Genomic DNA, 15,463 nt, shown 5'->3' with positions numbered 1-15,463 from the left:
GCCCCGGCGCCCGCCCCGGGGGGCCCCCCGCCCCCCCCGCGGGGGGGCCCCCCCCGCGGGGGCGCCGGGCCGGGGTCGACCTGGATCAGCGCATGACTGCCGGTGGTGCGCCAGCCGTCGGGACGCTCCGTGTCGAGCGCGCTCACGGTGGCCGCGTCGAGGCCCGTGATCACATCGGACTTCAGGGTGCGCAGCGCGGCGACCGGTCCGGGGAAGTACGCGGTGCACTCGGTGAAGGGGGTGGTCGGGGGCCACAGCCGGTCGCCCACCAGACGGCGGTAGTTGAGGTCGCCCTTCATGATGGTCACGGTGGCTGCGGCGTATTCGCTCCGCAGGTCGCCCGGCATATCAGCGTAGGGCAGCGGCGCCCGGAAGAAGTCATGGGCCCGGACCGTGAGCCGGCCGTCGCCCATCGCCGACCACAGCCGTCCGCCGACCTCGGCGGCGGCGCCCCCGGCCCGGATCAGCCGGCGCAGACAGTCGATGACATCGGCGGTGGTGGCGTCGGAGACGTAGTACGGACACGGCTTCACCGCCAGCACACACCGGTCGGCACGGCCATGGCGCAGCAGATGGTCGAGGAGGACGAGGTCGGGCAGGAGTTCCCGCCCAGCGTTGTCCGCCACCAGGTACACGGTGGCCGGGGACTCGCCGCTCAGCAGGGACCACAGGGTGCCGCTGTCGTCCGCGACGAGCGGGGTACCGGCGGCGCCGGAGGTGTCACCGGTCGCGGAGAGCCGGAAGCCGAGGTCCGCGCGGTTGCCCCACAGCGACCCGTGCACCAGCGCGTCCCGCTGCCGCTCGACGGGCATGCGCAGCACGGCGTTGAGCGCGGCCAGTTCCCCGGCGGCCTCGGGGGTGTGCAGTTCGGCGTGTTTGAAGGGACGGAACGGATCGACGCCCTGCCAGGGACCGGGGCCGAAGTAGCCGACGGCTTCCAGGAGTCGGCGGTAGAAGTAGCTCTCGGCCCACAGGAAGGGCACCTCGAACCAGGACCGGCCGAAGTGTTCCCGTCCCCACTCCCGCCACTGGCCGTGGTCGTAGGCGGTGGCGGGGAGCGGGGTGATGACGCCCTCGGCGCACTCATCGCGCAGGGCGTCGAGCGCGCGGTGCTGTCCGGGGCCGTAGGGGAAGGCGTCGCGCACCTTCTCGATGAGCGCCGGATGCCGCTCGGCCAGGACGCTCCGGGCGAACGACCCGGGCGTATCGCTCCGGATCACGGGCGCGTCGGATGCGTCGGACATGCCCGCCAGGATTCCACACCGCGGCCCGCGGCGGGCGTCACCAGTGCGCGGGGCGGGTGAGTGCGCCGGGCACCCGGGTGGCGGCGTCCCCCCGGGCGGCGTTGAGCTGGGCCTGGGTGAGGAAGAGGGCGCCGGTGAGATCGGCTCCGCTCAGATCGGCGTCCCTGAGGTCGGCGCCGATCAGATCGGCCGCGCTCAGATCGGCGCGGGTCAGGTCGGCCGCGATGAGCAGCGCCCCACGGAGGTTGGCACCGCGCAGATCGGCGCCACGGAGCCGGGCACCCATGAGATCGGCTCCTCTGCGGTTCTTCTTCTTTCCGGGGACCGTGGCCCGGACCCGCTCGCTGGTGCGCAGCAGCAGCCCGTTGACCTTCTCCCGGTGGGCCGCGACATCCAGGGCCTTCAGCTCGTCGGCGCCGCCGCGGGTGAGCTGTTCGGTCTCCTCCAGCGCGGCCCGCAGCTCGTCGTGGAGGGGGCGCGCGGCCGGGAGCGCCAGCGACTCGCTGAGGTACCACAGCAGTTCATGGAGTACCCGCATCACGGGGAACACCGCGAACATATCGGCGGCGATGTGCGGATGGCGTCGCCAGTCCCGTCCGGCGAAGGTGTCACGGGAGACCTTCTGGCCGGCGCCGAAGCAGTCGAAGACCGTGCAGCCGGAGAAGCCCTCGGCGCGCAGCCGGGCGTGGATGCCGCAGCCGAAGTCCTCGCGCAGATTGCGGCAGGGCCGCCCCGCGTCCTTGTCGAACGCGAAGTCCGCCGAGGCGGCGAAGGGCAGCGCCACGCAGCAGAGCGCGAAGCAACTGCCGCAGTCGGCCCGCAGACCGAGACGGTCCGCCGCATCGGAGGGCGTGTGGCCCGAGGGGGCTTCGGACTGCTGTGACACCGTGTGTGATCTCCCGTTTCCACTGACGCCGTGGGCCCGGAGCGGCGCTCGGCACAAGCGCCCAGTGTCTCAGCCGGGAACGATCAGGTCGATTCCATAAGCGGCGACCGCCAGACAGGCGGCGAAGCACACCACGGCGATGGCGGCGGCCACGGCACCGGGGCGGTGGAGGAGACCGTGCCGGGTGGCACCGGCGCGCCCGGCGTGTGACTCGGCGCGGCTCCACGCGGCGACACCGAGCGAGAACATGACGACCACCACCACCGTGACCCCGAGGCTCACCCCCAGGACCCCGCCGAGGCTGCCCCATTCGATGTCCATCCCGTCCGGCTCCTCCCTGCCGCCGCTCCGCGGTACCGCGTCCGGTGTCACGCCGCCGAGCGCACCGTGTCCCCCTCGGCGGTGGGCGCGGGCAGCTCGTTCACGTTGTCGGGGTTGACCGGCCGGCGCCGGGAGAGTACATAGAAGCCGGTGGCCGCCGCGACGGCCACACCGGCCACCAGGGCCACTCCCCCGTCACCCTGGTCGGCGACCCAGGCGGCGGTGCCGCCCACGGCCGCCGCCGCGGGCAGGGTGAGCAGCCAGGACACCGCGATCCGCCCGGCCACGCCCCAGCGCACATGGGCCAGTCTGCGGCCGAGCCCGGCGCCCAGGATGCTGCCGGTGCAGACCTGGGTGGTGGACAGCGCGAAGCCCAGGTGCGAGGAGGAGAGGATGACCGCGGTGGCGCTGGTCTCGGCCGCGAAGCCCTGGGGCGCCTGGATGTCGGTCAGTCCCCTGCCCATGGTCCGGATGATCCGCCAGCCACCCGCGTAGGTGCCCAGCGAGATCGCGAGGCCCGCGCTGAGCACCACCCACCACGGCGGTCCGGCGCCATGACTCAGCACACCGCCGGAGATGAGGGCGAGGGTGATGACGCCCATCGTCTTCTGCGCGTCATTGGTGCCGTGGGCCAGCGCCACCAGGGACGCCGACCCCACCTGCCCGGCGCGGAAGCCCTTGCGCACGGTCCGGCCGGAGATCCGCCGGGTGATCACATAGGCCAGATAGGTCGCCAGCAGGGCGACCAGACAGGCCACCACCGGTGAGGCGAGCGCCGGGATCACGATCTTCTCCATGATGGCGTCGAAGCGCACCGCGGAGCCTCCCGACCCGACCCACACCGCGCCGATGAGTCCCCCGAAGAGGGCGTGCGAGGAGCTGGAGGGCAGTCCGGCGAGCCAGGTGATGAGGTTCCACAGGATGGCGCCGATCAGCCCCGCGAAGATCATCACCGGGGACACCTTGGTGTCGTCGATGATGCCGCCCGAGATCGTCTTGGCCACCTCGGTGGAGAGAAACGCCCCCGCGAGGTTGAGCACCCCGGCCACGGCCACCGCGACGCGCGGGGAGAGCGCCCCGGTGGCGATGGAGGTGGCCATCGAGTTGGCCGTGTCGTGGAATCCGTTGGTGAAGTCGAAGGCGAGCGCGGTGAGGATCACGGCGATGAGAAGGAAGGTGACAGATTCCACCTCGGACCTCCCACAACCGCGCGGCGGACGTCCCTGCGAAGACGCTGTCCCTTCCACGCTAAGCGCGGTGCCGGAGCGCCGCCATCGCGGCGCGGAGCACCTCCCCGGACGCTCCCGGGAAGGCGTCGAGCCCGGCGGCGGGCGGGTGTTGGGTTCCGGTCGGGCACCGCCGGTGGCACGCCGATGGAGATCGGTGCCCCGTACCGTCATCCCCCGTCCCGGCCAGGCGCCCGGACCTCGGGACGGTCCATGATCCGCAGCCAGGTGCCGTCCGGCCGACGCCGCGCCACCTGCACCCGGCCCCCGGTGTTGTCGGCGGGGCGGGTGGAGGTGAGGGCGAGGTCTCCGTAGCGGACCGTCGGCATCGCCTCCTCCAGCCGGAAGGGCTCGGTGGTGTGCTCGAGCATCCGCTCGAGCACCGCGCGGATGGCGTCCCGGCCGACGGTCGAGGACCCCGGCGGATACGCGAGCACCGCGTCCGGCGCGTACAGCTCGGCCAGTCCTTCCGCGTCACCCGCGTTGGCCCGCTCCACGAACAGCCGGGCCAGGTCCTCGGGGGCGGTGGCGCGTTCACGTGTCGTCTCGGTCATGATCGGCTCCTTTCGTCGTCTTCCACCCTGCCGCGGCCGGTACCAGAAGTCCAAGAGATGGTTGGCCTGGCAGCTAGAATCATCAGTTATGGAACTGCGACAGCTCGCCTACTTCGTGGCGGTGGCGGAGGAGCGCAACTTCACCCGGGCCGCGGAGCGGCTGCATGTGGCCCAGCCCGGCGTCAGCGCCCAGATCAGACGGCTGGAGCGGGAGCTCGGCGAGGAGCTGCTCGACCGCTCCGGGCGCTCGGTACGGCTCACCGAGGCGGGCACCGCGGCGCTCCCCTACGCACGGGCCGCACTGGCCGCCGTGGAGGGTGCCCGGCTCGCCGTGGACGAGCTGACCGGGCTGCTGCGGGGACATGTGGCGGTGGGCACCGTGACCTCGCACAGCGTCGATCTCCCGGGGCTGCTGGCCGAGTTCCACGACGCACATCCGGCGGTGGAGATCACCCTGACCGAGGCCACGTCCGACGAGCTCGTCGAGGGCTTGCGCACCGGACGCCTGGACGCGGCGATCGCCAGTGTGGGCCCCACACCCCCGGCCGGTCTGGAGATGGAGGTGCTCACCGACCAGCCGATCGTCGCGGCGGTGAGCCATGACCATGAACTGGCCGTCCACCCGGTCATCTCACTGGACACCCTGCGCGGCCGCGCGCTCATCAGTCTGCCGCGCGGCACCGGGCTGCGCACTCGGCTGAACGAGGCGTGCGCCGCGGCCGGTTTCACCCCGCATATCGCCTTCGAGGCCAGCGATCCCGATGTGCTGGCCCAGCTCGCGGCGCGCGGTCTCGGCGCGGCCATCCTGCCCCGCTCGTTCGCCGAGGCGCGGGCGGACCGGCTGCGGACGATCGTCATCGATCCGCCCGCACTGCGCGGACGGCTGGTCTTCGCCTGGCGGGCGGGCGGCCCGAGCGGTCCGGCCGGACGCGCCCTGGTCGCCCGCGCCCGCGAGGCCCTGACCTGAACAGCATCCGGCACCCCGCCCGGGACCGCCCCGGCCCGACAGGAAGCCGTCACGGGATCAGACCTTCGGTGCCGCCGACGCCTTGTAGATCAGCCCGGTCAGCGGGGCATCGATGCGCCAGCCCAGCGCCTCGTACAGCGCCCGGCCCTCGATGGTCGCGCCGAGCACCGCGGACCGCGCGCCCGCCGCGAACGCCTCATTGGCCAGGGTGCTCATGACGAGGCGGCCCAGACCCCGGCGGCGCTGGTCGGTGGCGGTCTCGATCTGGTCCACCACGGCGGTCCCCGCACCCGTCGGCACCGCCACCTGACCACGGGCGGCGAAGGTGCCGTCGTCGGTGACCACCAGGGCCCGGGTGAGCCCGCCCCGGGTCCAGGTGCGCAGGTGGAAGCCCTCGGGTACCGGCACGGCCACCGGCTCCAGAGAGGTGGACATCAGGAAGCCCGGGTCGTCGAAGGCCCAGCCCGGCGCCATCCAGGGGCCGATGACCTCCTCCGGCACGAACGTCTTGATCCAGGTGCCGGGCGCCGTGACGGTGCCGGTCAGCTCGCCCACCAGCGCCTCGTCCGCCGCGGGCAGTACATGGCGGGTCACCTGACGGGGCTGTGCCCCCACATCGAGGACGAAGCCGTACGCGGTCCGCTCCGGCGGCGATGCCAGCCGCGAGATCACCCATCCCTCGACCCACGCCCGCACCAGCTCCGGATCCACCGGCCCGGCGTCCACACGCTCGGCAGCCATCTGATACAGCATCACGACATCCCCCGTCGGTAATAGGCAACTAGGCACTTCGCATATTACACAGCATTGACAGGGCCGCATGGGGAATTCCAGAATTGGCGTATGACCAGGCGCCGGTTCACCACCACGGGATGTCCGCGCACCCCGGACCGCACCGGGTGTGAGCGCTCCGGCCGATAGCCGGAGACCGCCGCGCGGGCGCTCCGCCCCGCGCGATCCGCCCGTCCCGTACCACCGCGTCCACGCCGGTCAGGAGCCCCTGTGAGCATCGCCGCCACCACCTCCAGCACGCCACCGTCCGCCCTGCGCGAGGCACGGATCCCGCCGGACGGGATGTACGAGGGGCAGCGCACCCTGCGCCGGCTGCCCGACGGGTGGCCGGACCGTCCGTACCGGCGGTTCGATGTCGTACCGCTGGCCGCCACCATCGGGGCCGAGGTGCGGGGCGTGGATCTGGCACGCCCCCTGGAGCCCGCGCTGCGCGAGGAGTTGAACCGGGCACTGCTGGAGTGGAAGGTGCTGTTCTTCCGCGCGCAGCACCTCACTTCCGCGCAGCAGCGCGCGTTCGCCCGCCACTGGGGGCCGCTGGAGACCAACCCGCTGCTCGCGGCCGGTGCCAGTGACGAGGTCGCCCGCTTCGACAAGGCCGCCGGTGCCCCCGTGACCTTCGAGAACGTATGGCACACCGATGTCACCTTCCGCGAGCGGCCCGCGCTCGGCGCCGTGCTCCAGCTCCGTGAGGTCCCGCCGTTCGGCGGGGACACCATGTGGGCGGACATGGCCGCCGCGTACGACAACCTCCCGGCGGAGGTGAAGGAGCGGATCGAGGGTGCCACGGCGGTCCATGACTTCATCCCCGGTTTCGCCCGCTTCTACGGGCCCGAACGGCTGGCCCCGTTCCAGGAGGTGTTCCCGCCCGTGGAACACCCGGTGGTGCGCACCCATCCGGAGACCGGGCGGCGGACGCTCTTCGTCAACACCTCCTTCACCACCCGGATCACCGGTCTGGAGCAGGCGGAGAGCGACCGGCTGCTGAGCCTGCTGTGCCGGCAGGCGCACACCCCCGAGTACCAGGTGCGGTTCCGCTGGCAGCCGGGCGATGTGGCGTTCTGGGACAACCGCGCCACCCAGCACTACGCGGTGGGTGACTACGCCCCGCACCGCAGGGTGGCCGAACGGGTGGCCGTCGAGGGCGACCGCCCGTTCTGACCGGCCGGTGTCCGGTCCGGCCCTCCCGCCGGACGGGCCGGATGCGACCCGGCCGGTGCGGGGCCACACTGGCAGGGGGAGGTGGATCTCTGTGATGCGGGGTGTATGCGTATGGGTGGGCCGCCGCGATGACCGAGCGCCCCGGGCGCCCGGGCGGGGAGGGGGTCCCGCAGGTGTGGGACCTGCCCACACGTATCGACGCCACCGGCCGCCGCCGCGAGTCGGACGCGCTGGGGACGATCGACGTACCCGCCGACCGGTACTGGGGCGCGCGGACCCAGCGGGCACTGATCCACTTCTCGATCGGCCAGGACCGGATGCCCCTGGCCGTCTACCACGCCTACGGCTCCGTCAAGAAGGCCGCCGCGCTGGTCAACGGCCGTGAGGAACGGCTGGCGGGCTGGCAGGCCGATCTGATCGCCCATGTCGCCGACGAGGTCGTCTCGGGCGCGCTGGACGACCACTTCCCGCTGCACGTGTGGCAGAGCGGATCCGGCGCCCAGGTCGACATGAACGTCAACGAGGTCATCGCCAACCGCGCCATCCAGCTCGTCGGCGGGGTACTGGGGTCGCAGGACCCGGTGCACCCCGACGACCATGTCGCGATGGGCCAGTCGTCCAACGACACCTTCCCCACGGCCATGCACCTCGCCACCGTGGCAGCCCTGCACGACCACGTACTGCCCCGGGTGAGCCTGTTGCAGGAGGCGATCGCCGCCAAGTCCCGTGCCTGGTACGACGTGGTGAAGACCGGCCGCACCCATCTCCAGGACGCGGCCCCGCTCTCGGTCGGACAGGAGTGGTCCGGCTACGCGGCACAGCTGTCCGACGCGATCGAGGGGCTGCGCGCGACTCTGCCCGGCCTGTACCAGCTGGCCATCGGCGGCACCGCGGTGGGCACCGGGCTGGGTGCCCCGGAGGGGTTCGGCGCGGCGGTGGCGCAGGAGATCGCCCAGGCAGCCGGCCATCCGTTCCGGGTGGCGGTCAACTCCTTCGCGGCGCAGGGCAGTCTGGACGCGATGGTGGCCGCCTCGGCGGGGCTGCGGGCCCTCGCGGTCCCGCTGATGAAGATCGCCAATGACATCCGCTGGATGGCGTCCGGCCCGCGCTGCGGCATCGGGGAGCTGATCCTGCCGCCCAGCGAGCCCGGCAGCACCCTGGTACCCGGCGCGGTGAACCCCGCCCAGTGCGAGGCGATGTTGATGGTCTGCGCCCAGGTGCTCGCGGAGGACGGCAGTGTGGCGCTGGCCGGTGGTCAGGGCAACTTCGAGCTCAACACGATGCGGCCGCTGGTCATCAACAACGTGCTGCACTCCGCCGGGGTCCTCGCCGATGCCTGCGAGATGCTGCGGATCCACTGCGTCGAGGGCGCCGAGCTGAACCGCGAGCGGATCGACGACCAGGTGGCGCGTTCGCTGATGCTGGTCACCGCGCTCTGCCCGGAGCTCGGTTACGACAGGGCGCGCCGGATCGCGCAGATGGCCGCCGACGAGGGGACCACCTTGCGGGAGGCGGCCATCGCCAGCGGTCATATCGGCGCCGAGGACTTCGACCGCATCGTCGACCCCCGGAGGATGGCCCGGCTCACCGAATGAGCCCGGCCGGTCCGTGGTCGGCCAGCGGCCCCACCTCCAGGCCGTTCACCCGGCATTCGGCCACCAGCGCGGGCAGCGCGGCCAGTGTGGCGCGCCAGCAGCCCGGTGCCGCCGCCCGGTCGGAGTCGTGCAGCAGCACCGTGGCGCCGCCGCGCAGATCGCGCCGTACGGTGGCCAGGACCGAGCGCGGGGTGGCGTCAGCGGACCAGTCGCGCCCCCAGGCCGACCACAGGACGGGCCGCAGCCCGGCCCGGAGCGCCGCGAGCCAGCGGCCGCCGGTGAGGATGCCGTAGGGCGGCCGGTACCACTGCGGCTCCGAACCGGTGGCCATCCGTACGGCACGCGCGGCCTGGGTGACCTCACGCACGTCCCGGGCCACCGTGGGCAGCCAGGGACGGCTGTGGGTCCAGCCGTGGACGGCGAGTTCATGGCCGCGGCGGGCGATGTCACGCGTGGTCCGCGGATAGCGCACCACGCTCTCGCCCAGGACGAAGAAGGTGGCCCGCACCGCGAGCTCGTCCAGGACGTCGAGGAACCGCGGGGTGGACCGGGGGTCGGGGCCGTCGTCGAAGGTGAGGGCGACGTGGTCGTCGCGGCCGTGGCCCGCCAGCGCTGGGAACAGTGCGCGCCGCGGACCCGCCAGCCAGGTGCCGGCCGGAACCGCATGGGCGGCGGCCACCAGCAGCGCGGTGTTCCGCGCCATGGCGCCGGACCGGCCGCGGGCACTCACCGGCTTCTCCCCGGGCTCCCGGGGCCGTCGCGGCGGCCGGGGACGTCCACGGCGGCGGGGGCGGCCGCGGAGGGTTCGGCCGCCCCGGGGGTGTCGGCGTCCCAGCCGCCCGCCATCGCGGGGGAGCGGGCCAGACCGACGATGCCCACGGCCATCAGGGCGATGCCGATGGCCTCCGGGATGATGCGCAGCCCCAGTTCGACGCGTTCGCCGAACAGCACCCAGCCCAGCACGATGCTCACCAGCGCGTCCCCGAGGGTCAGCGCGGGCTGGGACGCGGCCAGGGTGCCGGCGCGCAGGGTGCTCTGCAGCAGCAGGAAGCTCAGCAGCCCGACCACGCACACGGCGTAGAGCGGCCAGCTCGTGAACACCGCGGCCACACCGTCGGAGAACCGGCCGGTGAACTCCTTGATCAGGGCGGCGGTACAGGCGAAGCAGGCCGCGGTGGCACAGCCGAGGACGGCGGCGCGGGGCGCGCCGCGCAGCGCCCGGGCCACCGCGCCCAGCACGGCCACGGCCAGCACCACGACCACACCCACGGGCAGCCAGCGGCCGTTCTGCGCGGTGGCCTGTCCGTGCGAGGGGTCGGCGGCGACGAGGAAGAGCGCGAGACCGGCCGCGAGCATCACGAACGCCAGCCAGGTACGGCCGTCCGGGCGCTGCCGGAACACCAGGCTGCCCACCACGAGGGTGAACAGCAGCTCGCTGACGAGCAGGGGCTGTACGACGGAGAGGCGCCCCACCGCCAGCGCGCCCACCTGGGCCACCGCCGACACCACCATCGCCGCTCCCCCGGCCAGCCAGTACGGGCGGCACAACAGCCGGCCGAGCCGCCGGACCGCGTGGCCGAGGCCCTCTCCGCCCGGCTGTTCGCGCTCCTGGTCCATCGCGGCCCGTCGCTGGAGCACCGACGCCGCTCCGTTGCCCAGTGCGGACAACAGGGCCAGCAGGACGGTCAGGATGGTCACCGGGTGTCACCCGAAACGGGAGGCCAGTCGGTGGTAGAGCCCCGGCGCCACGCCGTGGACCAGCGCGGGCAACCGCAGCCACGCCGGGACGTAGACCACCTCGCGGCCGCGTATGACGGCGTCCCAGACCGCGTCGGCGACCCGTTCGGGCGGCAGCGGCCGGGGGCGGGCTCGGGTGTACGGGGTGCCACGGCGTGCGAAGAACGGGGTGTCCACCACACCGGGGACCACATGGGTGACCCGTACCCCGGCCCGGCGCAGTTCGTAGCGCAGGGAGTCGGCGAAGATCCCGAGGGCCGCCTTGGCGGCCGAGTACACCGCCTCGCCGCGGACGCCCACGCTGCCCGCGACCGACCCGATCAGCACGATGTGCCCGTGCCGCCGGTCGAGCATATGCGGCAGCGCGGCGCGGACGAGCCGTACGGCGGCCAGCAGGTCGACCCCGACCACCCGGTCGATGGCGGCCGGTGGCATGGTGGCGAACGATCCGGCCCAGCCCACGCCCGCCCCGGCCACCAGCAGATCGATCCGTCCGGAGGCGTCCAGCGCGTCGCGCACCAGGTCGTGACCGCCCTTGGGGGTGGCCAGATCGGCGGGCAGGGCGATGGCCGAGGTCCTCCCGGCCACCCGGGCCAGCCGTTCCCGGTGGCGGCCGCTGACCAGCAGCCGCCAGTCCTCCTCGGCGGCGAACCGGTCGGCGATGGCCGCGCCGATACCCGACGAGGCACCGGTCACCAGGGCGAACCTGGCCCCGGCACGAGTGGCACGCCCCGGATCCCGGCCCGCGCCGCGGTGGAGGTGTACGTCCGGGAGGGGGCGGATCATGTCATCTCCCTGTCTCGCTGCGGACCGGGGGCGCCGGGACACCGGCCGGCGGGGTGCGGTTTGACGGCACGCGGAGCGGATACCTCCAGTGAGCCATGTCCCGGCGCGCCTCGCACCATCGGAGGTTGTCCATGCGTCCTGCGTCCGATCGGTCCGGCACCTCCGCCACCGGGCGTCTGCTGGTGGTGAGCGCCGGGATGGGCGCGGGACACGACGCGGTGGCGGCCGAGCTGGTGCGCAGGCTGGAGGCGATGGGCCACCGGGCGGACCGGGTCGATGTGCTGGATCTGCTGCCCGCCGGGGTGGGGGCGGGACTGCGGTCCTTCTACCGGACGACGATCCGCCGCGCCCCGGTGCTGTACGCGGGCATCTACCGGGCGTTCTTCCGCCCGGGACCGGGTCCGCGTCCGGGCACCGCTCCCCTGGCCGGGCTCGCCGAGGGCAGTCTGCTGAACACCGTGGAACGGCTGCGGCCCGACACGGTGGTCCCGGTGTTCCATCTCGCCGCCCAGCTCACCGGGCGGCTGCGGAAGCGCGGTGCGCTGACCGTGCCGAGCGCGGTCGTGGTCACCGACTTCTCGGTGCACCGGCAGTGGCTGCACCCCGGCAACGACCGGTATCTGTGCGTCTCCGCCGAGGCCGCGGAGACCGTGCGGCGGACGCTGGGACGTCCGGCCACGGCCACCGGCCCGGTGGTGGCGGCGCGGTTCTCCGCACCCGCGCCGGGCGCCGACGACTGGCGGCGGCGGTTCACCGCCGAGGCCCCCGGGCAGCCCCCGGTGCTGTTGTCGGTGGGCGCCTGGGGCGCCGGTTCCCGGGTGGCGGAGACGGCACGGCTGTTGTACGGGGGCGGCTATCTGCCGGTGGTGCTGTGCGGCCGGGACGAGCGGCTGCGCCGCGGTCTCGCACGGTGGCCCGAGGTGCTGGCCCTGGGCTGGGAGCCGGATATGCCGGGGCTGCTGGCGGCCTCCCGGGCCCTGGTGGACAACGCCGCTGGACAGACCGCGCTGGAGGCGCTGGCGACGGGCGTGCCGGTGGTGGGCTACCGCCCGATCCCGGGGCACGGCCGGGAAGGTGTCCGCAGGATGGCCGCCCTGGGGTTGTCCGACCACGCGACGGACTCATGGGATCTGCTCCGGCTGCTGGATGTGCTCACCGTGCCGTCCGGGACACGTGAGCGCCGGATCGCGGCGGGGCGTGAGCTGTTCGCGGACGACGCCGCGGCCCGGCTCGCCGAGGCGGTGCGGAACGCGGCGGCGCCACGCTGAACGGGGCGCCGGGCGCGGTGAGACCGGGCGGGAGAAGGTGGACCGTATGGCCTTCGACGGGTTCCGGACCGCCGAAGCCTGTCGGATCCACCCTCTCCCGGGCCGCTCCGCGCCGATCGCCGGCTCCGCGGACCACGTCGGCCCGACCCGTCCGGATCCGCGAGCGCGCCGTCGCCAACACCGCTGCCCGTGGGTGGCGGTGGGGTGGCGGCGCGGCCGTGGTGGAGGGCGGGACCGTGTGGTACGCCGGTGCCGAACCGGCGCGACACCGGGCCGTCAGCTCGTGGCCGCGGCCTCGTACAGGCCACGGCCGGAGCGCTGGGCCCGGTCCGTCGAGCGCAGCCGCTCGAGGGTGTTGCGCACCGAGTTGACGTTGGTGCGCGTCTCCTCGCGGCCCAGCGCCTCGTTGACCTCGGAGGCCCGCATCGGGCGTCCGGCCTTGCGCAGGGCGGCGAGCACGTTGTCCGAGAGCCCGGTGGCGCGCTCCGAACCGGTGCCGGACTCCTTGGCCTTCTCGGCGGCCTTCGCCACGGGCTTGGCGGCCTTGGTGGCGGTCTTGGGCGCCTTGGTGGCCTTCACCGCGGCGGCCTTGGTGGCCTTCGGAGCCTTGGCCACGGCCTTCTTGGTGGCCTTCTTGGCGGTGGCGGTCTTCTTGGCCGCCGTCTTGGTGGCCCGGCCGGTGGCCGGCTTGGCCTTGCCCCCGCTGCGCTGACGGCCGATGGCCGCCTTGCGCGTGGCGGCGGGGGCACGGGTGGCGGTGGCCTCCTCGGACACCTCGGTGGCCTCGTCCGCGGCCGCGTCACCGGTGGCGGACTCGGTGACCGAAGCCGCCACGGCCACCGCGGTCGCCGCCTCCCGCGGGGACACCGCTCCGGTGGAGAGCAGCTGAAGGCTGCTCAGAGCGGTGCTGACCGCCTCCAGCCGCTTGGTGACGGCGTCCAAATCGTCCTTGAGGGCCTGCTGTTGCTTCTGGAGCCCCGGGAGTTCCGCCTCCAATGCCTCGATGGTGGATCCGACACTGCTGTCCGCGCTCAACGTGTGCGCCATCATTCGTCCCCTTTCTGGGCCTCTGGGCCCATCGCAGCTGCGATTATGCCTGCTATCAGAAGTGTGCGGTGCCCGGTGTGCAACGACGCAAAACAACTGGAGGGGTCCGGATCCCTCGTGAGAGGCCAACTTCTGGTGAAGAACCGGTCCTCGGACACCATGTGCGGGCCCCGGATGTCATCCGGAAGAGTGGCGCCACAAACACGATGACGAGACGTCAGAACTCCTGATGGTGGCCTTGGTTGCAGGGCGCCCGCGGTCCTGCGCGAAGCGCCCGGCACCCCGTCCCACCGGCTGATTAATCGATGTGTGCAGTCACACTTCCTGTGTATCTTAGTTTTCTGCCTAGGGCCCCTAGGTTTTTTGCCGGATGAGCACGATGAGCAACACGGAGGTGGCACATGGTCCGTGCCGGTCTGACGACCGAGCGCGTGGTGCGGGCGGCAGCGGATCTGGCGGACATCGTCGGACTGGACAGCGTCACGATGTCCGCGCTGGCGCGGAGTTTCGGCGTCAAGGACGCGAGTCTCTACTCGCACATCAAGAACGTGTCGGAGCTGCGGGAGCGGATCGCACTGCTGGCCGCCGAGGAGATCGCGGACCGCTTCGGGGCGGCCGTGGCGGGCCGTTCGGGCAAGGACGCCCTGGTGGCGTTCGCCGACGCCTACCGCACCTACGCGCTGGAGCGCCCCGGCCGGTACGCCGCCACCCAGCTCCAGATCGATCCCGCCCTGGCCGCCGAATCGGCGGGCGCACGGCACAAGATCGACCTCACGTACTCGATGCTGCGGGGCTACGGGCTGGCGGAGCCCGATCTCACCGACGCGGTACGGCTGCTGCGCAGCACCTTCCACGGCTTCGTCAGCCTCGAGGCCGGTGGTGGCTTCGGGCACCCCCGTGACCTCGGAGCGTCCTGGGAACGGGCCGTCGAGGCCCTGCACATCGCACTGGAGAACTGGCCCGCCTCAGGGTCCCGAACGAGCGGAAGGCGACGCACCTCATGAGCGCGCACACCACCGGCGAACCCACCACCGGCACCCTGCGGGTGCCCGGTGCGACCCTCCACCACGAGGTGCGCGGCAGCGGTCCGGTGCTGCTGCTGATACCGGGCGGATCCGCGGACGCGGCCCTCTTCGACGCGGTGACACCGGTCTTCACCGACCGCTTCACGGTGGTCTCCTACGACCCGCGCGGGATGTCGCGCAGCCCGCTCGACGGCCCGCCGGAGGACCAGCGGGTGGAGCGGCACGGCGAGGACGCGTACCGCCTGCTCCAGGAGGTGGCGCCGGACGGCGCACCGGCCTGTGTGTTCGGCACCAGCTCGGGCGCCATCGCGGCGCTGGACCTGCTGGCCCGCCATCCGGAGCGGCTGCGGCGGGTGGTGGCCCATGAGCCGCCGCTGGTGGAGCTGCTGCCGGACGCCGAGCGCCACCGCGCGCTCTTCGCCGAGGTGCACGCGGCGTACCGCAGGGAGGGCGTCGCGGCGGCGATGGCCACGATGAGCGCCGGGACCGGTGGCGGGGAGCGGGAGAGCGAGCGGCCGGCGGCCGGGGAAGGGGCGCAGAGCCCGCCGGCGGACGAACTGCCGCCGCATCTGGCCCCCATGCTCAGCCGGATGTACGCCAACACGCCGTACTTCCTGGAGCACATCCTGCGCCAGTTCACCTCCCACGTCCCGGATGTGGCAGCCCTGGGGAGCGTGGCGGACCGGCTGGTCCTGGCCGCGGGCCGGGAGTCCCGCGGTCAGCTCCTGCGGCGGCCCGCCGCGCTGCTCGCGGAGCGCTTCGGGAGTGCGGTGGCGGAGTTCCCCGGCGGCCATGTGGGCGTCGCCGAACACCCGGCGGAGTTCGCCGAGGTGCTCTCCGCGACGCTGGACTGAGAC

General features: G+C 73.3%; 16 protein-coding genes. 6 read left to right on the top strand and 10 right to left on the bottom strand.

Going from position 1 to position 15,463, the window contains the following annotated elements; translation table 11 throughout:
- The 5 genes from NMK44_RS24860 to NMK44_RS24840 all read right to left on the bottom strand — a co-directional run.
- The coding region (locus NMK44_RS24860) for a damage-control phosphatase ARMT1 family protein (protein WP_254746775.1) at positions 1 to 1,244 on the bottom strand (1,244 nt) is incomplete at its 3' end.
- 37 nt (positions 1,245 to 1,281) lie between these two features.
- Positions 1,282 to 2,130, bottom strand: coding sequence for a pentapeptide repeat-containing protein (locus tag NMK44_RS24855; RefSeq protein ID WP_254746772.1), 849 nt, complete (start codon positions 2,128 to 2,130; stop codon positions 1,282 to 1,284).
- 69 nt (positions 2,131 to 2,199) lie between these two features.
- Positions 2,200 to 2,451: a hypothetical protein gene (locus NMK44_RS24850; RefSeq protein WP_254746769.1), complete on the bottom strand. Its 252-nt coding sequence runs from the start codon at positions 2,449 to 2,451 to the stop codon at positions 2,200 to 2,202.
- A gap of 47 nt (positions 2,452 to 2,498) precedes the next feature.
- On the bottom strand, positions 2,499 to 3,641 hold the full coding sequence (locus NMK44_RS24845) for an inorganic phosphate transporter (RefSeq protein WP_254746766.1): 1,143 nt from the start codon (positions 3,639 to 3,641) through the stop codon (positions 2,499 to 2,501).
- A gap of 206 nt (positions 3,642 to 3,847) precedes the next feature.
- Positions 3,848 to 4,231, bottom strand: coding sequence for a YybH family protein (locus tag NMK44_RS24840; protein WP_254746763.1), 384 nt, complete (start codon positions 4,229 to 4,231; stop codon positions 3,848 to 3,850).
- 88 nt (positions 4,232 to 4,319) lie between these two features.
- Here NMK44_RS24840 and NMK44_RS24835 point away from each other — a divergent pair, with 88 nt between their 5' ends.
- The gene (locus tag NMK44_RS24835; RefSeq protein ID WP_254746760.1) at positions 4,320 to 5,198 is read left to right on the top strand and encodes a LysR family transcriptional regulator; all 879 of its coding nucleotides are present in this window, start codon (positions 4,320 to 4,322) and stop codon (positions 5,196 to 5,198) included.
- A 57-nt stretch (positions 5,199 to 5,255) separates the two neighbouring features.
- On the opposite strand, the gene NMK44_RS24830 is transcribed toward NMK44_RS24835, so the two are convergent.
- A complete protein-coding gene (locus NMK44_RS24830) occupies positions 5,256 to 5,939 on the bottom strand; it encodes a GNAT family N-acetyltransferase (RefSeq protein ID WP_254746757.1) in 684 nt (227 codons plus the stop codon).
- Positions 5,940 to 6,272: 333 nt separating this feature from the next.
- Between NMK44_RS24830 and NMK44_RS24825 the strand changes: the two genes are divergently transcribed.
- On the top strand, positions 6,273 to 7,148 hold the full coding sequence (locus tag NMK44_RS24825) for a TauD/TfdA dioxygenase family protein (protein ID WP_254746947.1): 876 nt from the start codon (positions 6,273 to 6,275) through the stop codon (positions 7,146 to 7,148).
- A gap of 128 nt (positions 7,149 to 7,276) precedes the next feature.
- The gene (locus NMK44_RS24820; protein WP_254746754.1) at positions 7,277 to 8,743 is read left to right on the top strand and encodes a class II fumarate hydratase; all 1,467 of its coding nucleotides are present in this window, start codon (positions 7,277 to 7,279) and stop codon (positions 8,741 to 8,743) included.
- Here the strand turns inward: NMK44_RS24820 and NMK44_RS24815 are convergent.
- From NMK44_RS24815 to NMK44_RS24805, 3 genes are read right to left on the bottom strand one after another with little or no spacing between them, the layout of a single operon-like run.
- A complete protein-coding gene (locus tag NMK44_RS24815) occupies positions 8,733 to 9,446 on the bottom strand; it encodes a polysaccharide deacetylase family protein (protein ID WP_254746945.1) in 714 nt (237 codons plus the stop codon). The genes NMK44_RS24820 and NMK44_RS24815 overlap by 11 nt on opposite strands.
- 23 nt (positions 9,447 to 9,469) lie before the next feature.
- Entirely contained in the window at positions 9,470 to 10,441 is a 972-nt protein-coding gene (locus NMK44_RS24810; RefSeq protein ID WP_254746751.1) for a DMT family transporter, read from the bottom strand.
- Positions 10,442 to 10,447: 6 nt separating this feature from the next.
- Positions 10,448 to 11,266 carry an SDR family NAD(P)-dependent oxidoreductase gene (locus tag NMK44_RS24805; protein ID WP_254746748.1) on the bottom strand — a complete coding sequence of 273 codons (819 nt, stop codon included), beginning with the start codon at positions 11,264 to 11,266 and terminating at the stop codon, positions 10,448 to 10,450.
- Positions 11,267 to 11,397: 131 nt separating this feature from the next.
- On the opposite strand from NMK44_RS24805, the gene NMK44_RS24800 reads away from it, so the two are divergent.
- Positions 11,398 to 12,534, top strand: coding sequence for an MGDG synthase family glycosyltransferase (locus NMK44_RS24800; protein WP_254746943.1), 1,137 nt, complete (start codon positions 11,398 to 11,400; stop codon positions 12,532 to 12,534).
- A gap of 276 nt (positions 12,535 to 12,810) precedes the next feature.
- Here the strand turns inward: NMK44_RS24800 and NMK44_RS24795 are convergent, their stop codons facing one another.
- Positions 12,811 to 13,581 carry a prephenate dehydrogenase gene (locus tag NMK44_RS24795; protein WP_254746745.1) on the bottom strand — a complete coding sequence of 257 codons (771 nt, stop codon included), beginning with the start codon at positions 13,579 to 13,581 and terminating at the stop codon, positions 12,811 to 12,813.
- A gap of 401 nt (positions 13,582 to 13,982) precedes the next feature.
- Here NMK44_RS24795 and NMK44_RS24790 point away from each other — a divergent pair, with 401 nt between their 5' ends.
- Positions 13,983 to 14,585, top strand: a complete 603-nt coding sequence (locus NMK44_RS24790; RefSeq protein WP_254746742.1) for a TetR/AcrR family transcriptional regulator — start codon at positions 13,983 to 13,985, stop codon at positions 14,583 to 14,585.
- Entirely contained in the window at positions 14,582 to 15,460 is an 879-nt protein-coding gene (locus tag NMK44_RS24785) for an alpha/beta fold hydrolase (protein WP_254746739.1), read from the top strand. Before NMK44_RS24790 ends, NMK44_RS24785 begins: the two co-directional genes overlap by 4 nt.
- Positions 15,461 to 15,463 lie beyond the last annotated feature (3 nt).

Origin of the sequence: Streptomyces cucumeris (assembly GCF_024295805.1) — a bacterium.
GTDB lineage: Bacteria > Actinomycetota > Actinomycetes > Streptomycetales > Streptomycetaceae > Streptomyces > Streptomyces cucumeris.
This window is presented reverse-complemented; position numbering and strand designations above follow the sequence as displayed.